The sequence below is a fragment of the Pseudoflavitalea rhizosphaerae genome, from assembly GCF_003991355.1.
Lineage (GTDB): Bacteria > Bacteroidota > Bacteroidia > Chitinophagales > Chitinophagaceae > Pseudobacter > Pseudobacter rhizosphaerae.
The window spans coordinates 1-22030 of the sequence record NZ_RCSU01000004.1 but is presented as its reverse complement, the minus strand read 5'-3'; the positions used below and the strand labels follow the sequence as shown (position 1 = coordinate 22030).

Below are 22030 nucleotides of genomic sequence, written 5' to 3'. Positions count from 1 at the left end.
GTTTAAAGGCCAACGGAAATTCCTGTTGAGACCAGTCTTTGGACCGGACCTGAATACAACGACATTTGTGTTTCCGGGTCAAGCCCTTTGTAGGGCGTGATATATCCCAGATTGTTCACAGCTATCCTGATCCTGCAATCCTTCATATGGACTTTATTGAGCCAGGCCACAGGCAAACTGTAGGATACAGACAATTGGTTGAACTTGATATAGGATGCATCTGAGTAATAACCATCGGACCTTGCGATCTCATTGACGGGATTGGTAGTGAATCGTGGATACAAGGCAATGTCTCCTGGTTTTCTCCACACTTTGTTCATTTCTTTTTCCGGCAGATAAAAATTCTTCATAACGCCCATTGCTCCGGTCAGGTATGGAATAGCGCCTATCTGGTTCCTGAAAGTCATGCCGGTGCTGAACTCCAGACTCTTCCAGTTTACCACCAGTTGCAGGCCGCCCTGGTATTTAGCGTCATCAGTATTGATCACAACGTATAGGTCAGACCTCGGGTCCAGCAATGGGTACCTGTCGTACTGCGCAACGTATCCGTCTTTGCTCCTGTCTTCAAACACAGGCTGCCCGGAGAAGGGGTCCACACCTGTATAATGCAGCAGGTATTGGTTACTGATAGAACTGCCCACAACATAGGATTGGGCATAGGCTGATTCTTCGAGATCAGGGAACTCCTTCAATTTATTCCTTTGAAGATCCATATTCAGCGCCAGTCCGATAGACAGGTCCTTTGATACAGAAAACCTTCCGTTAAGAGAAAACTCCCAGCCCGTATTTTGTACCAGTGCATCCAGGTTCCCCAGTGCTGAGGTGAAGCCTGTATATTCCGGAGTAGGTATTTCCAGCAATTGATTGCCTGAAAGTTTCCTGTAATGGGTTATATTCAAAACCAGCGCATCCTTCAGGAATGCAATCTCAGCAGCATAGTTCACCTGTGATGTAGACTCCCACTGGAATTGCTGGTTCACAGGCTGGTTGATCCTGATGGAAGGAGTATTACCATAGTCCGGGTGTCGTTCCCCATTTGAACCATTAATACTCCACCTGCTAAGGTACTCGTAGTCTCCGGTTGAACTTGATCCTGTGGTTCCATAAGTAGCGAGCAGTTTCAGGGAACTGATCCATTTCGGCAATAATCTTTCCAGCCATTTTTCATTGGAAAGTATCCAGGATCCGCTGACTGAACCAAAATTCCCGAATTGCCTGCCGGGAGCAAACTTGGAAGAACCGTCCCTCCTAAGGTTAACATTCAGTACGTACTTGTTTTCATAATCATATCTCACCGTTGCCAGCGTGCTGATAGTCCGGGCTTCAGCAAAGCTTTCACCGGTATTGCGTATCATGGCGTTATTGATACTCTTCATCATATTATCATTCGGGTATCCCATACCGTAAGAAACCACAGCTTTGGAAGTTTGCTTTGTATATTCTGCTGCCAATCTCACAGCCAGTGTTCCCTTTCCAAAATATTTACTGTACTGCAGCCCAGAATTGAAATTCATCGTTTTGTTAGTGGTCTTTCCGAAGTAGGCCACGGAAAACCTAAAAAATGCAGGGTCCTGAGCCGCCAGTGGCCTGAAATTCGAATTGTTGTTATCGGAGAAAACATTGCCACCGGTCATACTCACAGAAAGGCCCGGAAGCAGTTCATAACTGAAGCTGAGGTTGGTTGTGAATGTGGCAGTCTGGCTCGGGTTACTCAGGAACAAACCGGCAAACGGATATGCACTGGAATTCAATCTCCGCCATTCACTAAAATTTGCATTGCCATCTTTCGTGAATGCATCAGGAGCATTGGGGGGTAAAAAGATGGCCTCGGCATCCACGCCATAGGTTGTATTATCCGTAAATCCGAGGATAGAGTTGTAAACAAGTTGTAATTTTTGATTGGTGCTTCTGTGTGTGATGTTAACACCCAATCCACCTGCTTTTGATTTGCCCGAAAAATTCAGCAACTGATCTGTTTCATTGTAATTAGCACTGAACCTGTAATTGGTTTGACTTACACCTCCGGATACCGTAAGATTATAAGCCTGGCTGGTTCCGGTCCCCAGCAGAAAATCCTGCCAGTCCACCTGCCTGTCAGGGTCCCATTTGACGAGGTCGATCGCATTATCAAGGGTTGGCGTAATACCATCATTCTTGAATGCTTCCCTTCGCATGGCCAGGTAATCAGCCGTTCCCATCAGTTTGATCTTACGTGTTGGAGTGACCACGCCAAAGTTGGAACTGACATCCACCCTGGTGGGTCCCGGCTTTCCTCTTTTTGTAGTGATCAATATAACGCCATTTGCGGCACGCGCACCATATAAGGCAGTGGCGTCTGCATCTTTGAGAAAGTCCATACTTTCAATATCCTTAGGATTGAGAAAAGCAAGGAGATTCTCTCCGCCATTATACATCATGCCGGCCTGTACCGGCCCTGAAGTATAGCCGGGTACTGTTTGTCCCATCGTTTCCTGGTGGGCAAGCGGATTCAGGGGCACACCATCCAACACATACAAAGGATCTGTGTACGAATTAGGGTTCAGGGAATTCCTTCCCCTGATCTGCACTTTTACCGGTGAGTTGGGTTTGCCATTGTTGAATATCACATTAACACCAGGTATCCTGCCCTGCATGGCTTCCTGCAGATTAGCTACAGGTGTTCTGCTGATGTCTTCACCTTTGATAGTGCCGATACTGCCTGTTGCCATACGCCTGGTGGTGGTGCCATAGGCAATCACCACGGTTTCGTCCAACTGACTGGTGCCACGTTGAAGACGGATCAGTTGATCCGTCAATCCACCTTTGCCAATCAATTCAGCTTTCCCCTTCTCATCCACCCTGTTCAGAGAATTATTCAGAATACGTACATGGATGGTTTGATAACCAATTGCAGAAACAACGATCAATGCATCATCGGGAATATTGGACAAAATGAAACGGCCATCTGTACCCGCAGATACGCCTTTCGATGTACCTTTTATAGTAACCGATGCGCCGGATAAAGCTGCGCCATTCATATCGGTGATCCTTCCTGAAATAGTTACCGGAGGAATGATCACCGGCATTTTCTCCGTCGTTTGCTGTTTTTCCGTCTCTGCCGGAGCCGGTGTGATAGTAATGGTCTTACTTGCGATCGTATACGTCAGGGGCTGACGTTCGAAAATCTTTTTCAGGAATTCCGGCAAAGGCATTTCCTTCACGGAGAAACTCACCGGCTGTGTATTCAGCAAGGTTTGTTTTGTGTAAAGGAAAAAATAACCTGTCTGTTTTTCCACTTCCGTAAATACTGTTTCCAGCGGAACATTTTTCCCTGAGTAAGTAACATTTTGCGCCAGCCCTTTGGCGCCGGCGTGGAAAATGAAAGTGGTCAGTAGTACAATTGTGAGTTTCATCACCATCAGTGTTTTGGTCAGGCACCGGCGCCTCCTCCAGGCAGGCCCGTACCCATGAAGGGATTTTTGCATAAATTGCATCATGTTTTGGTTGTTAGACTAATACGTAAACTGTTATCTCGAATCAACCGGAACTTTTCACCGTCGCGTCTCGTACACGTGACGGTTTTTTATGCTGCTTCGGTTAACGCATATTCAACGGCATTCATTGCCGTGCAAAAATTGTATTGACTAATAAACAACTCCTCAACAGAAGAACCCAGGTATTACATGCCTTGCATTTATGATCCGGAAATAATCAGAGTCCTTTCTTCCAACCTGGTCTTGATCCCAAACATCGTCAGGAAACGGACAACATCAGATAGCTGAACGTTCCTGTCCATTTTTCCCTGAAAAACTATATCGGGTATTTTTCCTTCGTACAGAACATTTATATCGTACCAGCGCTCCAATTGACGCATCATCAATTGCAGGCCTTCGTTATTGAAATCGAAGTAACCATTCTTCCAGGCAAGCACTTTATTGATGTCTGCATCTTCGCGCAGCAATCGTTGTAATTCACGATCCGAGCGGGCCTGCTGACGTGGTTTCAGTATCACCGATTGAGTACCGGCATTCACCCGAACAGATCCTTCCAGCAAGGTGGTGGCGATATTCGCTTCATTGTAATATGCGTTCACATTGAACCTGGTGCCAAGCACTTCCACTTCATTGCCTTCATTCACTTTTACTGTAAAAGGCATTTGGGGGTCGGGAGCTATTTCAAAATAAGCTTCGCCTTCCAGTTCCACCATTCTTTGTTTACCACTGAACGCAACGGGATAGCGGATAGAACTCGCTGCATTGAGCCATACCTTAGAGCCATCCGGCAGCACCAGTTGGAATTGCCTTCCCTTTGGTGTACTCATGATATTGTAGGTAATTTTTTCTGTCGTTTGATCTGCAGGAGTGTAACTAAGTTTACCATCAGTGAGTATGATAGCTGCATTCGATTCTTTTGCCACCATTCCATTGCCAAGACTGTCCAGCACCATCTTCCTTCCATCGCTCAATGTAAGTATTGCGCCGTCTTTACCGGGCGGCAGGTCTGTCTGCATGGCCAGGGGATCTTTATTAACGTTCCGGAACTGCAGCCAGAGGTAAGCGCCTGCTGCCAGCAACACCAGCACTGCCGCAGCCGCAGCCACCGCCATACGCGGAAATCTTCTCCGCAAAGGAATGATCGTTACTTTTTCTTGTTTTTCAGTTGCATGGATCTTTTGTATGATCTTACCGGCAAAAGCTTTCCGGTAATCATCAGTCCAGAATTCCAGGTCTGCACTCTGCCGATAGCTTTCCCACAAGGCTTCTTCCAGCACCGGATCATCGGCATGCTCCTGTACCAGGGAAAGGAATACCTTTTCCTCTTCCGCAGTGATGTTACCAGTCACATACTTGTTCAACAGTGATAAAAAACCTTCCTTGTCTGACATAATAGAATAATGTTATTATGGAAAACGCTACAGTTCCTGTGCTCAGAGGATAAAGACAGGGTACCGGAGAAAAAGCGGCAATTCTAGTGTAAAATATTTTTTCTGCGAACAGAATCGGCCACAAACAGGAGCATGAAAAAGAGGTCGCCGGAAGCATGCCTGTGAAGAAAATCCCTGATACCGCTTACGGCAGACACCAGGTTCCAGCGAACCGTGCGCGTGGCAATGCCCAGTGACTGCGCCACTTCATCCTGGCTCAGTCCCTGCTGGTGGATCATCCGGAAGATCACACGCTTCTGTTCGGGTAATTGCTCAATGGCTTTTTCCAGCAATGCGCCCAGCTCCTTGTTCTCTACCTGGTCTGCCGGATTGCTGGAAACCGCCAGTGAATGCCAGGTATCTGTAGACTCGAATGACTGCGATCTCTTCTGAAGTCCGTTGATGAGAAAATTCCTGCTGACAATGAAAAGATATTTGTCCCAGTCCTCCACAGAACTCAACTTTTCCCGTTTCTGCCAGATACGAAGGAAAATATCCTGGGTGGTTTCCTCGGCAGCATGCCAGGTCTTTAAAAAATGGAAAGCATGAAAGAAGACTTTTTCTGAGTAGCGGAGTACCAACTGGTGGAAAGCCTGTTCATCTCCTGCTGCTACACGGAGCAACAATTCCTGTGGATTGTATTGCAGTTTTTGGGGCAATCAGCGCCAGAGTTTTGGTTCGTTCCTGCAAACTATGACAAAAAAAATTAAATGGGAAGATGATTTTTTCTGTATACTTGACTGACCAATCAAAGTGATCACCATGCAGGCAGACTGGGATGAGCAATACATAAAATCAAGATGCTCCGGAGGCGACAGGCACGCATTCACTTTATTGTACAGCTACTACTACAAGCCATTGTACAGGCATATCTTCCTTTTTATTCAGAACAAAGAAACTACTGAAGAGATCCTCCAGAATGTATTTGTAAAAATATGGGAAAACAGAACATCACTGAATGAGATCGGCCAGCTGAAACCTTATCTCTACAGAACAGCCAGGAACATGCTGTTGAACCATCTGCGCAAAATGAATACTGAGAAAAAAGTGCTCAGGATGCGAAGCGCTACTGAAAGCATATCCGAAAATCCTACCTCAGATCTTATCGATTCCAAAGATTACAAACGTTTGCTCCAGGAAGCGCTTGGACAGCTCACAGAAAAGAGAAAAGAAATCTTCCTGTTGCGCATGGAAGAGAATTTGTCGCTGGACGAGATCGCTTCACGGCTTTCCATTTCAAAGAATGTGGTAAAGAAACAATTGTATGCCGCTATCGCTTTTATCAGGGAATATATCCATCGCCAGGGCGGCATCTCCGCCGGACTGTTGATGGTGCTGATAAGAATGTTGTAATTTTTTTACCCCGGGGGTCCGATCTGTTCCCTGGCGTGTCATAGTATTATGGAGCAATCTGAAAGAGCCGGTTTTATCAAGAAATTCATAACAGCTTCCTTCACGCCTGAAGAGCAGGAAGAATTTGTTAGCTGGGTAAAACAGGCTGGCAAAGACGAGCTGGAAGCCGCATGGGAGCTGTATGCTGAAATGGATGCAAACAATCCTGATCATGAACCTCCACCAGCTGTATTCCGTGAAGCGCTGGAACGAAGACTGGATCTAACAGTCAGGCCCGCACAAGTTCACAGGTTCCGCAGGTATGCAGCAGCAGCCGCTGTATTAGTGGCAACAGCAGGACTGGCCACCTTCTTTCTAATGAACCGGGAAGATAAACCTGCGGACCAGACACCACCGGTAATTGCTAAAATTGATCTACCACCAGGCGGTAACAAAGCAACGCTTACGCTTTCCGGCGGCAGGACAATCCCACTGGACGATATTCCAAATGGAAAGCTCGCCATGGAAAATGGAGTGAACATTCAGAAAAATGCGGATGGACAACTTTTTTATGCTGTTACCGGCGGAAGTGAAAAAACTGATGAGCCTATTTACAATACCATCAGTACGCCGAAAGGCGGACAATACCAGGTAAGTCTTCCCGATGGTTCGATAATTTGGCTCAATGCAGCATCCAGCCTGAGTTTTCCTGTAAATTTCACCGGCAAACAAAGAAAGGTTAGCATTACAGGCGAAGCGTATTTCGATATTAAGAAAAACAGGGAACAACCTTTCATTGTGCAATCAGGCAACCAGGAAGTGGAAGTACTGGGCACTGAATTCAATATCAACAGCTACCTTCCCGGCGCCATCAGTACTTCACTGCTGGAAGGAAGTGTGAAGGTGATCAATACAAATTCCCGCCAGCAGGTGGTCCTGCAACCCGGCAGCCAGGCCATTTTGAACAGTCAGGAGATTAACACCAGGGGATTCAATGCAGACAATGTAACCAGCTGGAGAAAGGGATTGTTCAGTTATACCAATGCATCTCTCAATACGGTAATGAATGATTTTGAAAGATGGTACGATGTTGAAGTTGTGTACACTGGAAATATTCCCGAATTCGATTTTACAGGAGATATACCAAGAAAACTAAAAGCCAGCCAGTTCCTCGAGATCATGAGCAGCTACCCGGTGAAATTCAGCCTGGAAGCAATTGGCGACAAACAACGATTGACCGTTTCTGCCCGTTAATCATTTTGCCTTCCCAATAAACATCATCTGCCAGTAACCAGCAGACCTGATCCTCTTTTGTTAACCTCAAAATTCCAACTCAATCAATGAACGCAGACTTCAGCTAAAATCCATTCATCAAAAAATGAAGCCGGAAAGTGTAGCGAGCACTCCCCGGCCTCGTTTGAGCACCCATCCTTCCGCCTTTCAGCGGAAAGAACAGACTGTAATATCATTTAGTAACTCAAACTGACGCTAATTTAATGAAAATTACTGCGAATGCCGCTTCTATGACCATAAAGAAACGGCTACTAAAACTAATGCTGGTTATGAAGTTGGTAACGTTATTCTTGATTGCAGGGTTGATGCACGCCAGCGCCAATACCATGGCACAGAAGATCACCCTCACCGTTCAGGACCAACCCCTGGAAAAGATCCTGCAGGAAATCAAAAAGCAGAGTGGCCTGCTCTTCTTTTACAATGCACAGGACCTTGCCAACCGGAAAGCAAGCCTTTCCGTTAAGAACGCCTCTATTGAAGAAGCATTGAGGGAGTGTTTCAGAGATCAACCGATCACTTTCAAGAAAGTGGAAAACACGATCGTGCTGAGCAGGAAAATTGAAGGGCCTGTCAGGTTATCGATCCTCAATCCGGACAACCGTATCGTTGTTCGTGGAAGGGTCACCGATACTGATGGCAAGGCCCTGCAGGGAGCCTCCGTAGAAGCTTTCCTCGGTAAGGAAAAACTCTGCGGCACCGTTACCGATCAATTGGGATTGTTTGTACTGCCGAACGTGGAGGATAAAGCAGTGATCCGCATTTCTTATACCGGGTACAAACCCACGCAAATAAAAGCGCTCCGCGATCTCGGAGTAGTAACGCTGCAATTGGAGATCAGCGAACTGAATATCGTGAACATTGTGGTGAATACCGGTTATCAATCCATTTCAAAGGAAAGAAGTGCCGGATCGTTTGCAAAACCCGATATGCAAGTGGTAGCAAACCGCTCCACCACCATGAATATCCTGCAACGCCTGGATGGACTGGTGCCCGGACTCACTATCAACAACGCCAGCCAGAGCCGCAATCCGATCTCCATCCGGGGACTTTCCACAATCGGACTTATGACAGGACCAAACGAATACACCGGCACCAGCAGGAATCCCCTCTATGTGGTGGACGGTATTCCCATCGATGATCTCAGCAGCATTAATCCGCAGGACGTTGCAGATATTACCGTTTTAAAAGATGCCACTGCCGCTTCCATCTGGGGGTCCAGGGCCGCCAATGGCGTGATTGTGATCACCACCAAAAAAGGGACCCAGGGTGAAAAAATAAAAGTGCAATACAATGGATTCATCAACCTGATGGGAAAGCCGGACCTGGACTATACTCCCGTATTATCCAGCAAACAATTCATCGAAACCGTAAAGGAGATCATGACAGATGATTATTTCTTTTACAACAACTGGGCAGAAGCCACTGCCTTTACCTCCATGAGCGGATCCGGACTGCCGCCGCATGAAGTGATCATGTACAACAAATTCCGTGGCATCGTTACAGCAGATCAGGCCAATAAAAGCCTGGACAGCCTTGCTTCCATCAACAACCTTCAGCAGATCGAAGACCTCTGGTACCGTAATGCGTTCCTGACAAACCATACCCTTTCCCTTTCTGCAGGAGGAAAAGTATATTCCGCGTATGGCTCGCTGGCCTGGACCAACAATACTTCACCACGTCCCGGCGATAAGAACAATACCTACAAGATCAACCTCCGGCAGGATTTCAATTTCAATAAATGGCTGCAGGCTTATCTTATCAGCGATGTTACCAATACCATCAGCTCCCTCAAACGGAATATCTCCATCGATAACAGGTCTTATCCTTATCAATTGTTCAAGGATGCACAGGGTAATAACCTCAGCATGCCATATATGGGTATCCTTTCAGACTCCACCAGGCTCGACTTCCAGGCCAGGAGCCGTGTAAACCTGGATTACAACCCACTGGATGAATTCAACTACGGTTACACGAAAAGCGATAATATGCTCAATCGCATTACTGCAGGCGTAAAAGTAACCCTGCCTAAAGGTTTCAGATTTGAAGGCGTGTATGGTTATATCAAGGGAAATCAAAAGATCACTTCTTATGATGACGCCACAAGTTACCCTGTCAGGTCAGAACTGGTTTCCTTCACTGTGGCCCCTACCACAGCCTCCACGCCTGTTTACCACCTGCCGGAAACCGGCGGCCGGTTCGAAGTAAGAAATACCAACCAGCGCAACTGGACCATCAGGAATCAACTGATCTACGATAGGAGCTGGAACAATCGCCTGCATCAGCTCACCATGCTGGCCGGCCAGGAAGCGCAAAACCAGCTTGTTGTTACTAATGGCAGCCTGGTGAGAGGATACAATGAATCATTGCAGACATTCGCTCCGGTAGACTACGCCAGCCTGGGCGGAGGTGGTCTCTTCGGTACCGTAATGCCCAATAACATTTTTACCAGCGTATTGATCAGTCCTCCTTTCACGCAAACTGAATTCGAAAGCCGTTATACTTCCTATTATGGCAATGCAGCTTACACCTTCAACAACCGCTATACTATCAACGGCAGCTGGAGAGCTGACAAGAGCAATCTTTTCGGGCTCGACAAATCTGCCCAGAACAGAGCTGTATGGAGTGCAGGCGCCAAATGGATGATGACCGGGGAACAATTCATGAAGAATATCTCCTGGCTCAACAGGCTCGCACTCCGCGCAACATTGGGCATCACCGGTAACTCACCAGCCGCCGGAACTGCTGCCTCCAGGGATATCATGGCACCTCAATCTAGCGGCTTCCTGCCCAACAATGTGGGACTGATCATTGCAACAGCCGCCAACCCAAAACTTACCTGGGAAAGCACCAATACACTCAACCTCGGCGCAGACTTTTCTATCCTGGGCAGCCGGATCAATGGTTCGGTTGATGTATACCGTAAGACAACAAATGATCTGCTTGGAAATATGACTGTAAATCCTTTCACCGGCTACGAAGCCATCATCGGTAATTTTGGAGACATGGAGAACAAGGGGATCGAAATTGCACTGAACACCGTGAATATTGAAGGCCGCCACTTCAGCTGGAATTCCACCCTCGTACTGGGCTACAATAAGAATACCATCACCAAAATGAATAATCCTGAAGCCATTAATACGGGAGACCGGTTGGTAGGCGCACAATATGTTACCGGCTATCCGGCATTCGCTCTCTTTGCATACAGAAGTGCCGGCCTCGATAATATGGGTGATCCGCAGATCATGCTGAATGACAAGACCATTACCAAAGTCCCCAACGTGGCCAAACCTGAAGACATTGCTTTCATGGGCACTACCCAACCTGTTTGGAACGGAGGATTCTCCAATACATTCCGCTATGATCAATTCACGCTTACTGCCAATACAATTTTCAATCTCGGACATGTAATGAGAAGAGATGTGCCGCGGTCCTACGCAGGCAGGATCATCGGTCACGGTAATATACTCGGCAAGAGTTCTGGCAGCGGCTTCTATTCCCAGTTACATCCGGACTTCCTCAACAGGTGGAAAAAACCGGGAGACGAAGCATTCACCAATATACCGTCCTACGATGCCGATTTTTCAGGAAGCTCTTCCAGAAGGGATATAGCGTATTATCATAGCTCTGATGTCAATGTTGTAAGCGCGTCTTATATAAAACTGAGAGACATTACACTTGCATACAGGCTTCCATCACATATTGCCGGTAAACTGCGTACTGAAAGTATCAGCTTCCATGTACAGGTTTCCAATATCATGTTGTGGAAGGCAAACAAATTTGGTATCGATCCCGAATTCCACGACGCCGCCTTAGGCAGCAGGGTGCCCTCCACCCCCTACACAACCGATCCTTCTATCAATACCACATCGTACCGTGCAGGTCAGGGAACTATCACCTTTGGGATGCATGTGAACTTTCAATAATCATTCAATGCTGTGTTCATGAAAAAGATCAAACACTCAATACTATATAGCTTAGGAATTGCCATGATGCTCACATCAGCTAGTTCCTGCAAAAAAGATTTCCTGGAAATAAGCCCCAAAGGAAAACTCATTGCCCAATCTACCAACGACTATGAAACATCACTCGTTTCACTGGCTGTACTCAATATAAGTTCTGATGCACAGATTGCCCTGGGAGATGAAATAGTTTCCTTAGAGCCCTATTTCTCCGGATCAACACTGCGCTTTCAAAGATTGTTCAGGTGGGAAGATGTGATCTATCAGCGCGGAGAAGACAACGCAGAAATGAGTGTGACCATGGAGAACATCTACCTCTTCAATAAAGTGATCAACGAAGTGATGCAATCAACAGGCGGCACCGAAGCACAGAAAAAGATGGTGCTTGCCCAGGCAAAAGTAGGAAGGGCATGGACCTATTTTTTACTGATCAATTATTTCGGGAAACCTTATAACCCTGCTACGGCAGCAACAGATCCCGGATTTCCCATCATCGAAAAAGCAGATGTAACCGAGAATAATTTTACCCGCGCCTCTGTTCAGGAAGTGTATGATTTTATTCTGAACGACCTGAATACAGCAGTGGCAGATCTTCCTGCGCAGATCACCCACCGCATCAGGGTTTCCAGGTGTGCAGGCGAAGGCATTCTGGGGAAAGTACTTTTGTTCATGAGGCGTTTCAATGAGGCCCTGCCGCATTTCGATAATGCTTTTACCTATATGAACAATGCCACCATCAACGTTGGATTGTACGATTACAATGTAAATTTTGCACCTGGCGGCAGTTTTCTTCCCATCGGATTGTTCGGCCCCAATTTCCCATTATCACCCTCATTTGAAGAAAATATCCTTGCCAAACAAACCACCACCACATGGGCGTTCCTCAGTAATGAAGTTTTGACCAGTCCACAAACCTACGCCCTCTATACCCCGGAGGATCTGCGCCTGAAATGTTTTAGCGGCACAGCCTACCCTGGAGGCACATTTCCCACCGGGCTCTTGAGAAGAACAGGACCACTCTCCAAGCAATTCGGTTTCACGGTACCAGACTTATACTTGTTAAGAGCTGAAGCAAGGGCGCGGGTAAATGATCTTGACGGCGCAAAAGCTGATGTTGAATTTCTCAGGAGCAAAAGGATGCCCAACAATGTAGCTATTCCTCCTGCAACGGCCTCTGATAAAAATGCCCTGATCAAATTCATCCTCGATGAACGCATCCGCGAATTTGCCCTGCTGGGCTATCGGTGGTTCGATATGCGCCGTTTGTCTGTGGATCCCGATTTCAGCAATACTATCGGCACCACCCACACAATTTATAATTCGCAGGGGGAAGTATCCAGTACTTACACCCTGAAACCAGAAAGGCTTACCCTTCGCTTTTCGCAAAAAGTAATAGATCTGAACCCGAAAATGGAAAACAACCCATAGTATAACGTAGATATACAACCGCTTTATCATCCTTTTTTTATTCATTCATCCGGTCGCCTGATAGCCCAGGCGGCCGGACAAAATTTCGCACATGAAAAACATCATGCTCGTATGCGCTGCAACGTTCTCCCTTTCAGCCCTGAACGCTCAGCAAAAATTCAAGGTAAGCGCCAAAATCAGTAATATCGCTTATCCTGCCAAAGCCTTCCTGAGCTTCAACAACGGAAAGCAAATGCAAACAGATTCCGTAGTAGTTGAAAAAGGGAAATTTTCTTTCAGCGGAACTGTATTGAATCCGTCAGAAGCCACCATTACCCTGAAACAATCCGATGGCAACACTGATATGTTCACACGGGACCTCCTGGATGTTTACCTGGAAAAAGGAAAGTTAAGTATCAGTGGAGATAAACAAGTTAAATCAGCCGTTGTGAAAGGAGGTGGTATAGCCCAGGCTGATTTCAACAGGTTCAATGCCATCATGAAACCATTGAGGGATAAAATGGCTCCATTAAGTGAAAAGATGCGCCAGTATTTCAAAGACAATAACGTAGCGGCCAGGGAAGCCCTTTTCCCGCAACTGGCCGCCATCCGTAAAGAGATGACCGCTACGGAGACTGAGTTCATTAAGAACAATCCCGGCTCCTGGGTTACTCTCAGCATGATGAAAGACAGGGCAGTGATCATCGATGTACCAGAATTTGAGCCCTTGTACAATGCCATGACCGATGAGTTGAAAAGTTCTGCCGATGGCCGGAAGATGGCTGACAGACTGGCGATTGCTAAAAGACTGCAACCCGGGCAGCCCTTCATCAATTTTGTGATGAATGATACAGAAGGCAAACCTGTTAGCCTGGAAAGCTTCAGAGGGAAATATGTACTGGTGGATTTCTGGGCCAGTTGGTGTGGCCCCTGCAGAGCAGAAAACCCTCATGTACTCAAAGCTTACAATCAGTTCAAGAATAAGAATTTTGATGTTGTAGCTATTTCTCTCGACCAAAAGAAAGACGCCTGGCTGAAAGCTATCAAAGAAGATGGCATGCCCTGGACACATCTAAGCGACCTGAAAGGATTCGACAACCAGGCGGCTAAAGAATATGGCATTATCGCCATTCCCCAGAACTTTCTCCTCGATCCACAGGGAAAGATCATCGCTCAAAACCTGCGCGGAGAAAACCTTGCAAAGAAACTCGCCGAGATCATTCCATAATTCCATTTGTGATTTTGAACCTACAATCAGAATAAAATGTTTCAGAAAACAATCATAAGATCACTATTCACTGCCGCCTGTTTTGGACTGGCAGCAAACGCAACGATAGCCCAGGATTTCACACCCGATGCCACCCTGAAGCCCGGAATGCCGGCCCCGGAAATTGTTACAGCAAAATGGATAAAAGGGGAAGAGGTGAAATCATTTGAGAAAGGAAAAGTATACGTAGTGGAATTCTGGGCTACCTGGTGCGGCCCCTGCCGTGGCGCCATGCCCCATCTCAGTGCAGTAGCCAACAAGTACAAGGGGAAAGCCACGGTGTTCAGCATCAATACTAACGAGTTGGCCTATTCGAAAAACAAGAATGCGGATTATGTACCCAAGGTGGAACATTTTGTAGAAAGGCTGGGCGATGGTATGGACTATGCAGTTGGTATAGACACACGTGATACCACCATGTGGAGTACCTGGATCAAGCCCACAGGTTTTGAAGGTATCCCAAAAGCCTATATCATTGACCGTGACCAGAAGATTGCCTGGATCGGACATCCGGCGGCAGTGGAAGAACCATTGGAATTGGTCGTGAAAAATAAGTTCGATGCTGCCGCTCAAAAAAAGATGGCTGAGGATTCCAAAAAAGAAGGTGAAGCGTACCGCGCCGTTTTCAAGCCCTTCAGGAAATTATGGGATGATAGAGAATTCCTGAAGATGATTCCCTACATGGATACACTGGAAAGCATCAGACCCAACCTGGCAGATTTCTATGATGGTCTTCGCTTTGAGGTCTACTCCAGGAAAAACCCTGAACTGGCAGGCCATCTGGGAGAGCAATACCTGAAGAAATATCATAATGCGCCACTAACGCTGATGGGCATGGCCTCTTTTGCGCTGGACAGTGGTAGTGCAGTGAATTACCCGCTTGCCCTTAAAATGGCGGAGCAGGTTGCTGCCCGCAGCGAAGCAACGGACAGATCAGCATTATCTCTATTGGCAAAAGCCTGGTTCAAGAACGGAGATGCCAAAAAAGCCATCGAATTACAGGAAGCAGCTATCAAATCGATGGAGCAGAATCAATTCCTGGATATAAAACCCGAAATGATCGAGCCCTCAAGGAAATTGCTGGAAGAGTACAAATCACAAGCAAATACTGCTGCGGGCATCCATTTCAGCTCTGGCAGCTGGAAGGAAATCCAGGAATTGGCTAAAAAGGAAAAGAAAGCCATTTTTATAGATGTGTACACTTCCTGGTGCGGCCCCTGTAAGAAAATGGCTGCTGAAGTATTCCCCCAACAACAGGTGGGCAATGTATTCAATGCCAATTTCATCAATTACAAAATAGATGCTGAGAAAGGTGAAGGCATCGGACTCTCCAATAAATATAACGCCAAAGCCTATCCTACCTATCTCTTCATCAACAGTGACGGGGAATTGATCTATCGCACCACCGGTTATATGCCCGCAGAGGCTTTTCTTAAAGAAGCCAATATTGCCATTGCAGAAAAGAATGATCCTAAGCCGCTTGCCAAATGGATGGATGAATACAAGGCTGGCAACCACAGCAAAGATTTCCTTCTAGGTTACCTCAAAAAAAGACAGGCAACGGAACTGCCCTGCGGAGAACTGATAGAAGAATTATTCCCTATGCTGAATGCAGCAGACCTGCAGGAAAAAGAAACTTGGGCTAAACTCCTTGCTTCCTATATTGCTGTACAGTACATTCCTGATGGTCATTTGTACAAATATGTAATTCAGCACCATGCGGCTATCGATAGTATCGGGGCATCCAGAGCACCTTCACTCTATATCATGCAGTTTGGCGTGAACAATTATATTCTGAAAAACATCGTACCCAATAAAAAAGAACAGGAACTGAGCAAGGCTGAAGCCTGTATGAAACAATTGGCCACCCTGCTCAAAAGTCCAGACAAGGAAGCCGTTTACCGTAAAGTGAAACTGGATTACTATGCAAAGAATTATGATGCTAAAAAATTCAATGCAGCTGTAACAGATTACGTAGAGAATGGTTTGTTCAAAAGGGACCCTAATCAAATGATCGCTGAGAACAAACCAAAATTCGATAAATACATGGAGCCCTATCTCTCCGGAAAAGCAGACTCAACAAAAGTAGACAATTGGGCTATGATGAAAGACATTTTCCGGTTAGGTGATGCCGTTAGCTGGGCTTATTTCCTGCGCGATGCCGCAGAGTCCATCTACTTAAATTCCACTGAGAAAGCCATACTCCAACGCGGCCTGAGCTGGGCAAAGAAAGCCAGGGACATCTTCTCTCATTTCTCCACTGAAGGCGTATATGCCGGACTGTTGTTCAAAAATGGAAAACAGAACGAAGCAGTGAAGATCTACGAGCAGGAGCTGGCAAAAGTTCCATCCTTAAAAACCAAATTGTTTGCAGAGAACACAGCCTCGTTGAAAGCAGGCAAAGCGCCGGAGAGTCTTTGGAAATGAGCCTCGGTAGTATAAAATTCAGGAAGGGCTGATCTGAAAAGGTCGGCCCTTTAACATTAACTGACAAATTGTAAATTTGCCGCTCATCTTTATCCCCTGCCCCAATGCAGCAACTCATCAAAAGACTTCAGCAGCTCCATTATGTGAGTGAAGAAATGCAGCAGCATCTTGAATCGCAGTTCACCAGGGTAGTGTTGCCCAGGAATGAATTCCTGATCGAAGAAGGAAAGATCTGCCGTCACCTGTACTTCCTGGAGCAGGGCTGTCTCCGTGGTTTCTACAACCTCGATGGCAAGGAGATCACCCACTGGTTTGGTTTCGAGAATGACTTCGTTACATCTTTCCATAGTTTCATTACCCAGGAGCCCGCTGTAGAAAATATCCAACTGATGGAAGGCTCAATACTCTGGAGCATTTCCAAAGATGCACTCAATAAACTGGTGGACCAGTACCGGGAAGCCGAAAGGTTGCTGCGTATCGCTTACGAGAAATATTATATCCGTTTGGAAGGGCGGTTCGTGAACTCACAGTTCCGCACAGCCGCAGAAAGATATGAGAAGCTGTTAACAGAAACTCCGGAGATCATCGAACGGGTGCCGCTGGGGTATATCGCCTCCTTCCTGGGTATCTCGCAGGAAACCCTAAGCCGTGTAAGAAGCCGGCTTTAACATTTACGATTTTCATTTTTGACAATGGTCAAAACCTGAACGAAGGCCGCAGTATAGTTTTGTTCCACTTAAAACAACAAAAATGGAACCTAAAACGCTGATGCCTTCAGGCGCTTTCATTGCCGCTTCATGGGTGGCGCTTTTAACAGGTGTTACTGCTTTCAATATCGGATTATGGAATGCCGATATGCAGTTGAATGAAAAAGGATACTATTTCACCGTGCTGATGTTCGGCCTTTTCTCCGCCATCTCCGTACAAAAAGCTGTACGGGACCAACTGGAGGGTATTCCCGTTACCAATATTTATTACGGATTGTCATGGTTCACTACCGTGCTTTCCATTCTGTTGCTTATCATCGGCCTGTGGAATGCAGACCTTGCGCGTAGCGAGAAAGGTTTTTACGGTATGGCCTATACGCTGGGGCTGTTTGGCGCTATTGCCGTGCAGAAGAATATCCGGGATATGAAATCCGCGGAAAAAAAGAACAATCAACTCCCTTCCAATAAAAATGATCAGGGAATGATCAACTAACTATCCATGGATGGTTTCTTTCGGTCGAAGGCCGCCGTTTATACGGCGGCTTCTTGTTTTGCCGGAAATAAGAACTAATGGAGTTTGTACCAGTCTATCACCGTTCCGTTGCAGGCAGGCGCATTAGGGCAACAAATGGTCTCCTTGCCCTGTTCATCTCTATAAACCTTGTATTCCCCTACTATGATCTCGTTCTTGCATTGCATGCAATAGCGCTTATCCATTAGTGAGGGGATGGATGAAAAGGGGTATTTCTTATCGAGATATTCCTGCTTGTTGCTGATCTTGATTTCCTGCATTCCGGCAATTTAGATGATCACTGCTGTGTTTAAAGGTAAAACCATGCCGATGCGGAAAACATTAGAATCTTATTAGAAACAATAAGTCCTGCTATTTCTTTTTCAGTCCCAGCGCTTCCATGATCCTATGGAATATTTCAGTATTCTCGTAAACGCCTCTGAACAAATGGGACTGAGGTCCATAGGCGAATACAGGTACCGGCAAAGCTGTATGATCATCTGTGGAAAATTGTCCATTTACCGAACCTGTTTCATAATCCCCTTCCAACAAAGTTAGCCCGCCAGTTTCATGATCAGCCGTAACTATCACCAATGTTTCACCGTTCTTATCTGCGAACTCTAGGGCCTTGCCTACCACCTGATCAAAGTCGAGCATTTCTGTAACGAGCCAGTGCAGGTTGTTATCATGACCGCCATGATCGATCTGCGCGCCTTCTGTCATCAGGAAAAATCCTTTGCTTGAGGACGAGAGGATGCCGAGTGATTTACTGAATGCCTTGCTCAGCCAATCACCACGCCCATTGGCTGCAGGCTTGCCTGCCAGCGTATCCATCACTATCCATTTTTGTTTTGTTGCGGCAGGAACACTGTCCAGATTTCCTGTTATCAAAAACCCGCATCGCTGTACAGATTGCTTGATTTGCTGGTTGAAGTTCCTGTTTCCGGCACCCATCACCAGTTGAAGAGGTGAAGCTGCCAGGTCTCCGAAAATGGCTACAGCGCTGTCTCTCGCCATTCGATGCGCATAGAAATCCGCAGGAGTGGCATCAGTGATATCTCCAGAACTAACAATACCGCTCACCATTTTGGGATGGATCAGTTCAGGTATCGCAGCCAGTTTTGCGCCGGTATGGTCCACACCCACAAATCGGTTATTCGTTTTTTCCCCGGTGGATAACGCAGTGGAGCCAGGTGCGGAATCCGTAATGTAATGATCATGCGAACTGGTTTTCGACAAACCTGTATTCCGCATATTGAACAAACTCAGCTGTCCGTGATTGGCTGTGCAAGCTGCATAGATCTGTGGTAGCCCCATTCCATCGCCGATCAGCAGGATGATATTCTTCGCAGGCTTGTTAATGCCATCGGACTTGAAAGTGGGTTTGTACACTTCATGCGGTCTGTTGTTAAGCGCAACCCTTTGCGGCAATGTATTGAGAAAATCCGCCAAAGGCTGAATACGATCTGTATTGATGAAATCAACTTTTAAACGCATCATGGTATACCATGTATTGATATTGTCCGGCGATCCCCAGAACCTCACAGGTTTTTGCAAAGCATGAGCTTCGGCTATTGCCTGCACCAATGGCTGCATTTCTTTTTCAGGGATACGTCCTTTTCCGTTCCAGGAAGTGAATTGCTGTAAGGGCGCACTCAGCATTGCTATCCTGCTCAATGCAGTTGTGCTGTATTGCGTACCAATATTTCCATCGAACCAGATAAATGAAGGAAAGGAATGATAGAGAGAAGGATCGGGCCTGTTTCCGGAAATCACGATCCGCAAAACAGGACAGTTGATGATCTCCGGATATTTTTCCAGTTTTTTGATCAGCAGACTGAGCGTTGGCGCGGCGGGAGTTTTCAGATCGATCATCAGTTGCAGTTTGCGTGTGCGGTCTGTCCAGACATATCCATTATGCTGAAGGATCTGTTTGGCCAGCGGGATAAGGTAAAGACTGTCGAGAGAGCGTTTCTGCATTTTCAGTGCTGCTTCCGTATGCGCCACCCATAGCTCTTCCCGATCTGCCTGGTAGAAAACATCTGCTTCGATGCTTCCGAATTGCTGGCTTATGGCATCGAAAAATGGAATGGGTTGTTCATAGTCATTGTGGGCATGTGCATTGGATGTGTTGTAACCTATTGGCTGGCAACGGGCTGAAAGGCCTGCCAGTAAGAGCAGTAAAAGAATTCCTCGCATACAGGAGATCGTTGGTTGATTAATCAATAGATGAAGGTATTCATGCAATATTGTCAAATTATCAAAATAATCTTAATTCTCCGTGAATTCAATGGTTGCTGGAATTAGGGACTCTGTGATTGATTCCCGGGATAGTTATATATTTAGTATGAAATCAAACCAATATTGCTATGCCTGTAACTTCATCTCCTGAATTCATCAGACTGGCCAATCACCCGATCAAGCTGCGTCTTTTTCTCCTGATGAAATTACCTGCAGCTTTCTTTTCAGGTGTTCGTATCCGTGAGATGAGTAACCGGCATTGCAGGGTATCTGTTCCTTATCGATGGGGTACACAGAATCCGTTCCGCAGTACTTATTTCGCCTGTCTGGCCATGGCGGCGGAACTGAGTACCGGCGCACTGGCCATGAGCCTGATCTATAAACGGAAACAGTCCGTGAGTATGCTGATTGTGAAAATGGAGTCGGATTATTTCAAGAAAGCAACCGGCAGAACTTATTTCACCTGTGCTGATGGGGAAACCATGCAGGAAGCAGTTGCCAATGCCATCGATACAGGAGCGCCTCAGACCTTTACTGCTTTGTCAGAAGGATTGAATGAAGCTGGAGAGAAAGTAGCGGAGTTCAGGTTCACCTGGTCTTTCAGGGTTAAGAGCTGATCTCATTTCTTTTCCACTTGTTGAGATCTTCTACAGCTCTGCTATCTGTACTGGCAGGCAACAGGTCAACAATTGTCGTTTATACGGAACCGGTATAATACCGGTAGTTTTACAATCTTATGCTGGTTTCTTGTTTTGCAGCAGGCGTTTATTCTTTGGGTGTTCGTTTTCTTCATCACCCAATAATCGGCCCCAGGGTTGCAGGCCGTCTACTCTATCGAAAATGATCTTCAGTATAGCGATAGCCGGAATGGAAATGAACATGCCGGCAATACCGCATAGCAGTCCTCCAATTACTACGCCGATAATGGTCATCAGTGCATTCAGCTTCACTTTGGAGCCAACGATACGCGGCAGGATGATATTATTATCAATGAACTGCACCAGCAATACTACTACCATCAACCAGATAATATCACTGAACTGTTGGGAAGTAGTGAGCGTGATGAGTACGCAAAAAATGGAGGCGATCAACATTCCAACATACGGAAGGAGATTCAGAACAGCACAAAACACCGCCAGGAAAACAGCGTACTTAATTCCGATGATTAAGAAACCAACAGCACCCAACACTGCAACGATCATCATCTCGATGATAAGCCCGAACATATATGCCTGCACCACTACCCTGGATTCTCCGATGATCTCAGCCACGCGTTTTTTGGGAGCATTGCTGAATACATCGATGAGGAATTGCCTGATGAGGCTGCGATAATATAATAATAGAAAAGTGTAAATCGGTAATAGGGTAATCAGCACCAGCATATTCTTCAGGGATGCCACTGTTCCTCCAAATGCGGACTTTCCGGAATCTTTCAGGGAACTGCCTGCCTGTTGCAGAAGATCCTGCTGTTCAGCCGGTGATAATTTGAATTGCTGACGGACCCAGTTCTGCAGATTAATCAAATGCGCATCGATCCCTTTTCTTATCTGGTCGGAATCCTGCAGAAAGGAAGCCACTTGTGAAGAGAGGAACCAGATGATCCCGCCGATAAAGATCACGGTGATCAATAAGGCAATGAGGATGGCGGGTACTTTAGGGATCCCCTTTTTCTGGAGCCATTGGCAAACCGGAATAAGGAGAATAGCGATCAGGGTAGCGAGTGATAATGGTACTACCAGGTCTTGTCCCAGGTAGATGATGGCTGAGATCAGCACCAGCATCAGGAGCACCATGGTCAGGCGAAAATAAAATGGCTGTGGATTGGAAGGCATAACAGGCTGATTGGTTGATGAGAACAGCTGTATTAATATTATGCCAGGGGAGAGATCAGGTTACTGAGGTCTAAAAACGTCAAAAGCCTTGCAAAACAGATTGCAAGGCTTTTGGCTAATAAATATGGCAGCTACCTACTCTCCCGCATTG

At 46.4% G+C, this 22030-nt stretch carries 15 protein-coding genes; 9 read left to right on the top strand and 6 right to left on the bottom strand.

Annotated features, from left to right (window positions below):
* Window positions 1–2: 2 nt before the first annotated feature.
* The 3 genes from D9Y29_RS08195 to D9Y29_RS08185 all read right to left on the bottom strand — a co-directional run bounded on the left by D9Y29_RS08195 (window position 3) and on the right by D9Y29_RS08185 (window position 5562).
* Window positions 3–3392 (bottom strand): SusC/RagA family TonB-linked outer membrane protein, encoded by a 3390-nt coding sequence (locus D9Y29_RS08195; protein WP_164735312.1) that lies wholly within the window; start codon window positions 3390–3392, stop codon window positions 3–5.
* A 281-nt stretch (window positions 3393–3673) separates the two neighbouring features.
* Window positions 3674–4864: a FecR family protein gene (locus D9Y29_RS08190; protein ID WP_127126894.1), complete on the bottom strand. Its 1191-nt coding sequence runs from the start codon at window positions 4862–4864 to the stop codon at window positions 3674–3676.
* Window positions 4865–4947: 83 nt separating this feature from the next.
* The gene (locus D9Y29_RS08185; protein ID WP_127126892.1) at window positions 4948–5562 is read right to left on the bottom strand and encodes an RNA polymerase sigma factor; all 615 of its coding nucleotides are present in this window, start codon (window positions 5560–5562) and stop codon (window positions 4948–4950) included.
* A 103-nt stretch (window positions 5563–5665) separates the two neighbouring features.
* Between D9Y29_RS08185 and D9Y29_RS08180 the strand changes: the two genes are divergently transcribed.
* The 8 genes from D9Y29_RS08180 (at window position 5666) to yiaA (ending at window position 17788) form a co-directional block, all read left to right on the top strand.
* The gene (locus D9Y29_RS08180) at window positions 5666–6256 is read left to right on the top strand and encodes an RNA polymerase sigma factor (RefSeq protein WP_127126890.1); all 591 of its coding nucleotides are present in this window, start codon (window positions 5666–5668) and stop codon (window positions 6254–6256) included.
* 48 nt (window positions 6257–6304) lie between these two features.
* On the top strand, window positions 6305–7489 hold the full coding sequence (locus tag D9Y29_RS08175) for a FecR family protein (protein ID WP_127126888.1): 1185 nt from the start codon (window positions 6305–6307) through the stop codon (window positions 7487–7489).
* Between the two features lie 308 nt (window positions 7490–7797).
* Window positions 7798–11451 (top strand): SusC/RagA family TonB-linked outer membrane protein, encoded by a 3654-nt coding sequence (locus D9Y29_RS08170; protein WP_164735311.1) that lies wholly within the window; start codon window positions 7798–7800, stop codon window positions 11449–11451.
* A gap of 18 nt (window positions 11452–11469) precedes the next feature.
* Window positions 11470–12915, top strand: coding sequence for a RagB/SusD family nutrient uptake outer membrane protein (locus tag D9Y29_RS08165; RefSeq protein ID WP_127126884.1), 1446 nt, complete (start codon window positions 11470–11472; stop codon window positions 12913–12915).
* Between the two features lie 91 nt (window positions 12916–13006).
* Window positions 13007–14122, top strand: coding sequence for a TlpA disulfide reductase family protein (locus D9Y29_RS08160; protein WP_127126882.1), 1116 nt, complete (start codon window positions 13007–13009; stop codon window positions 14120–14122).
* A gap of 36 nt (window positions 14123–14158) precedes the next feature.
* Window positions 14159–16588: a thioredoxin domain-containing protein gene (locus tag D9Y29_RS08155; RefSeq protein WP_127126880.1), complete on the top strand. Its 2430-nt coding sequence runs from the start codon at window positions 14159–14161 to the stop codon at window positions 16586–16588.
* A 104-nt stretch (window positions 16589–16692) separates the two neighbouring features.
* A complete protein-coding gene (locus tag D9Y29_RS08150; RefSeq protein ID WP_206513739.1) occupies window positions 16693–17256 on the top strand; it encodes a Crp/Fnr family transcriptional regulator in 564 nt (187 codons plus the stop codon).
* An 82-nt stretch (window positions 17257–17338) separates the two neighbouring features.
* Window positions 17339–17788 carry an inner membrane protein YiaA gene (yiaA, locus tag D9Y29_RS08145; RefSeq protein ID WP_206513738.1) on the top strand — a complete coding sequence of 150 codons (450 nt, stop codon included), beginning with the start codon at window positions 17339–17341 and terminating at the stop codon, window positions 17786–17788.
* Window positions 17789–17862: 74 nt separating this feature from the next.
* Here the strand turns inward: yiaA and D9Y29_RS08140 are convergent, their stop codons facing one another.
* Entirely contained in the window at window positions 17863–18087 is a 225-nt protein-coding gene (locus tag D9Y29_RS08140; RefSeq protein WP_127126878.1) for a hypothetical protein, read from the bottom strand.
* A gap of 91 nt (window positions 18088–18178) precedes the next feature.
* Complete coding sequence (locus D9Y29_RS08135) at window positions 18179–20005, bottom strand: alkaline phosphatase (protein WP_127126876.1); 1827 nt, start codon at window positions 20003–20005, stop codon at window positions 18179–18181.
* 170 nt (window positions 20006–20175) lie between these two features.
* Here D9Y29_RS08135 and D9Y29_RS08130 point away from each other — a divergent pair, with 170 nt between their 5' ends.
* Window positions 20176–20664 (top strand): DUF4442 domain-containing protein, encoded by a 489-nt coding sequence (locus tag D9Y29_RS08130; protein WP_127126874.1) that lies wholly within the window; start codon window positions 20176–20178, stop codon window positions 20662–20664.
* A gap of 117 nt (window positions 20665–20781) precedes the next feature.
* Here D9Y29_RS08130 and D9Y29_RS08125 read toward each other — a convergent pair whose 3' ends face one another.
* Window positions 20782–21879 (bottom strand): AI-2E family transporter, encoded by a 1098-nt coding sequence (locus D9Y29_RS08125; RefSeq protein ID WP_127126872.1) that lies wholly within the window; start codon window positions 21877–21879, stop codon window positions 20782–20784.
* Between the last annotated feature and the right edge of the window lie 151 nt (window positions 21880–22030).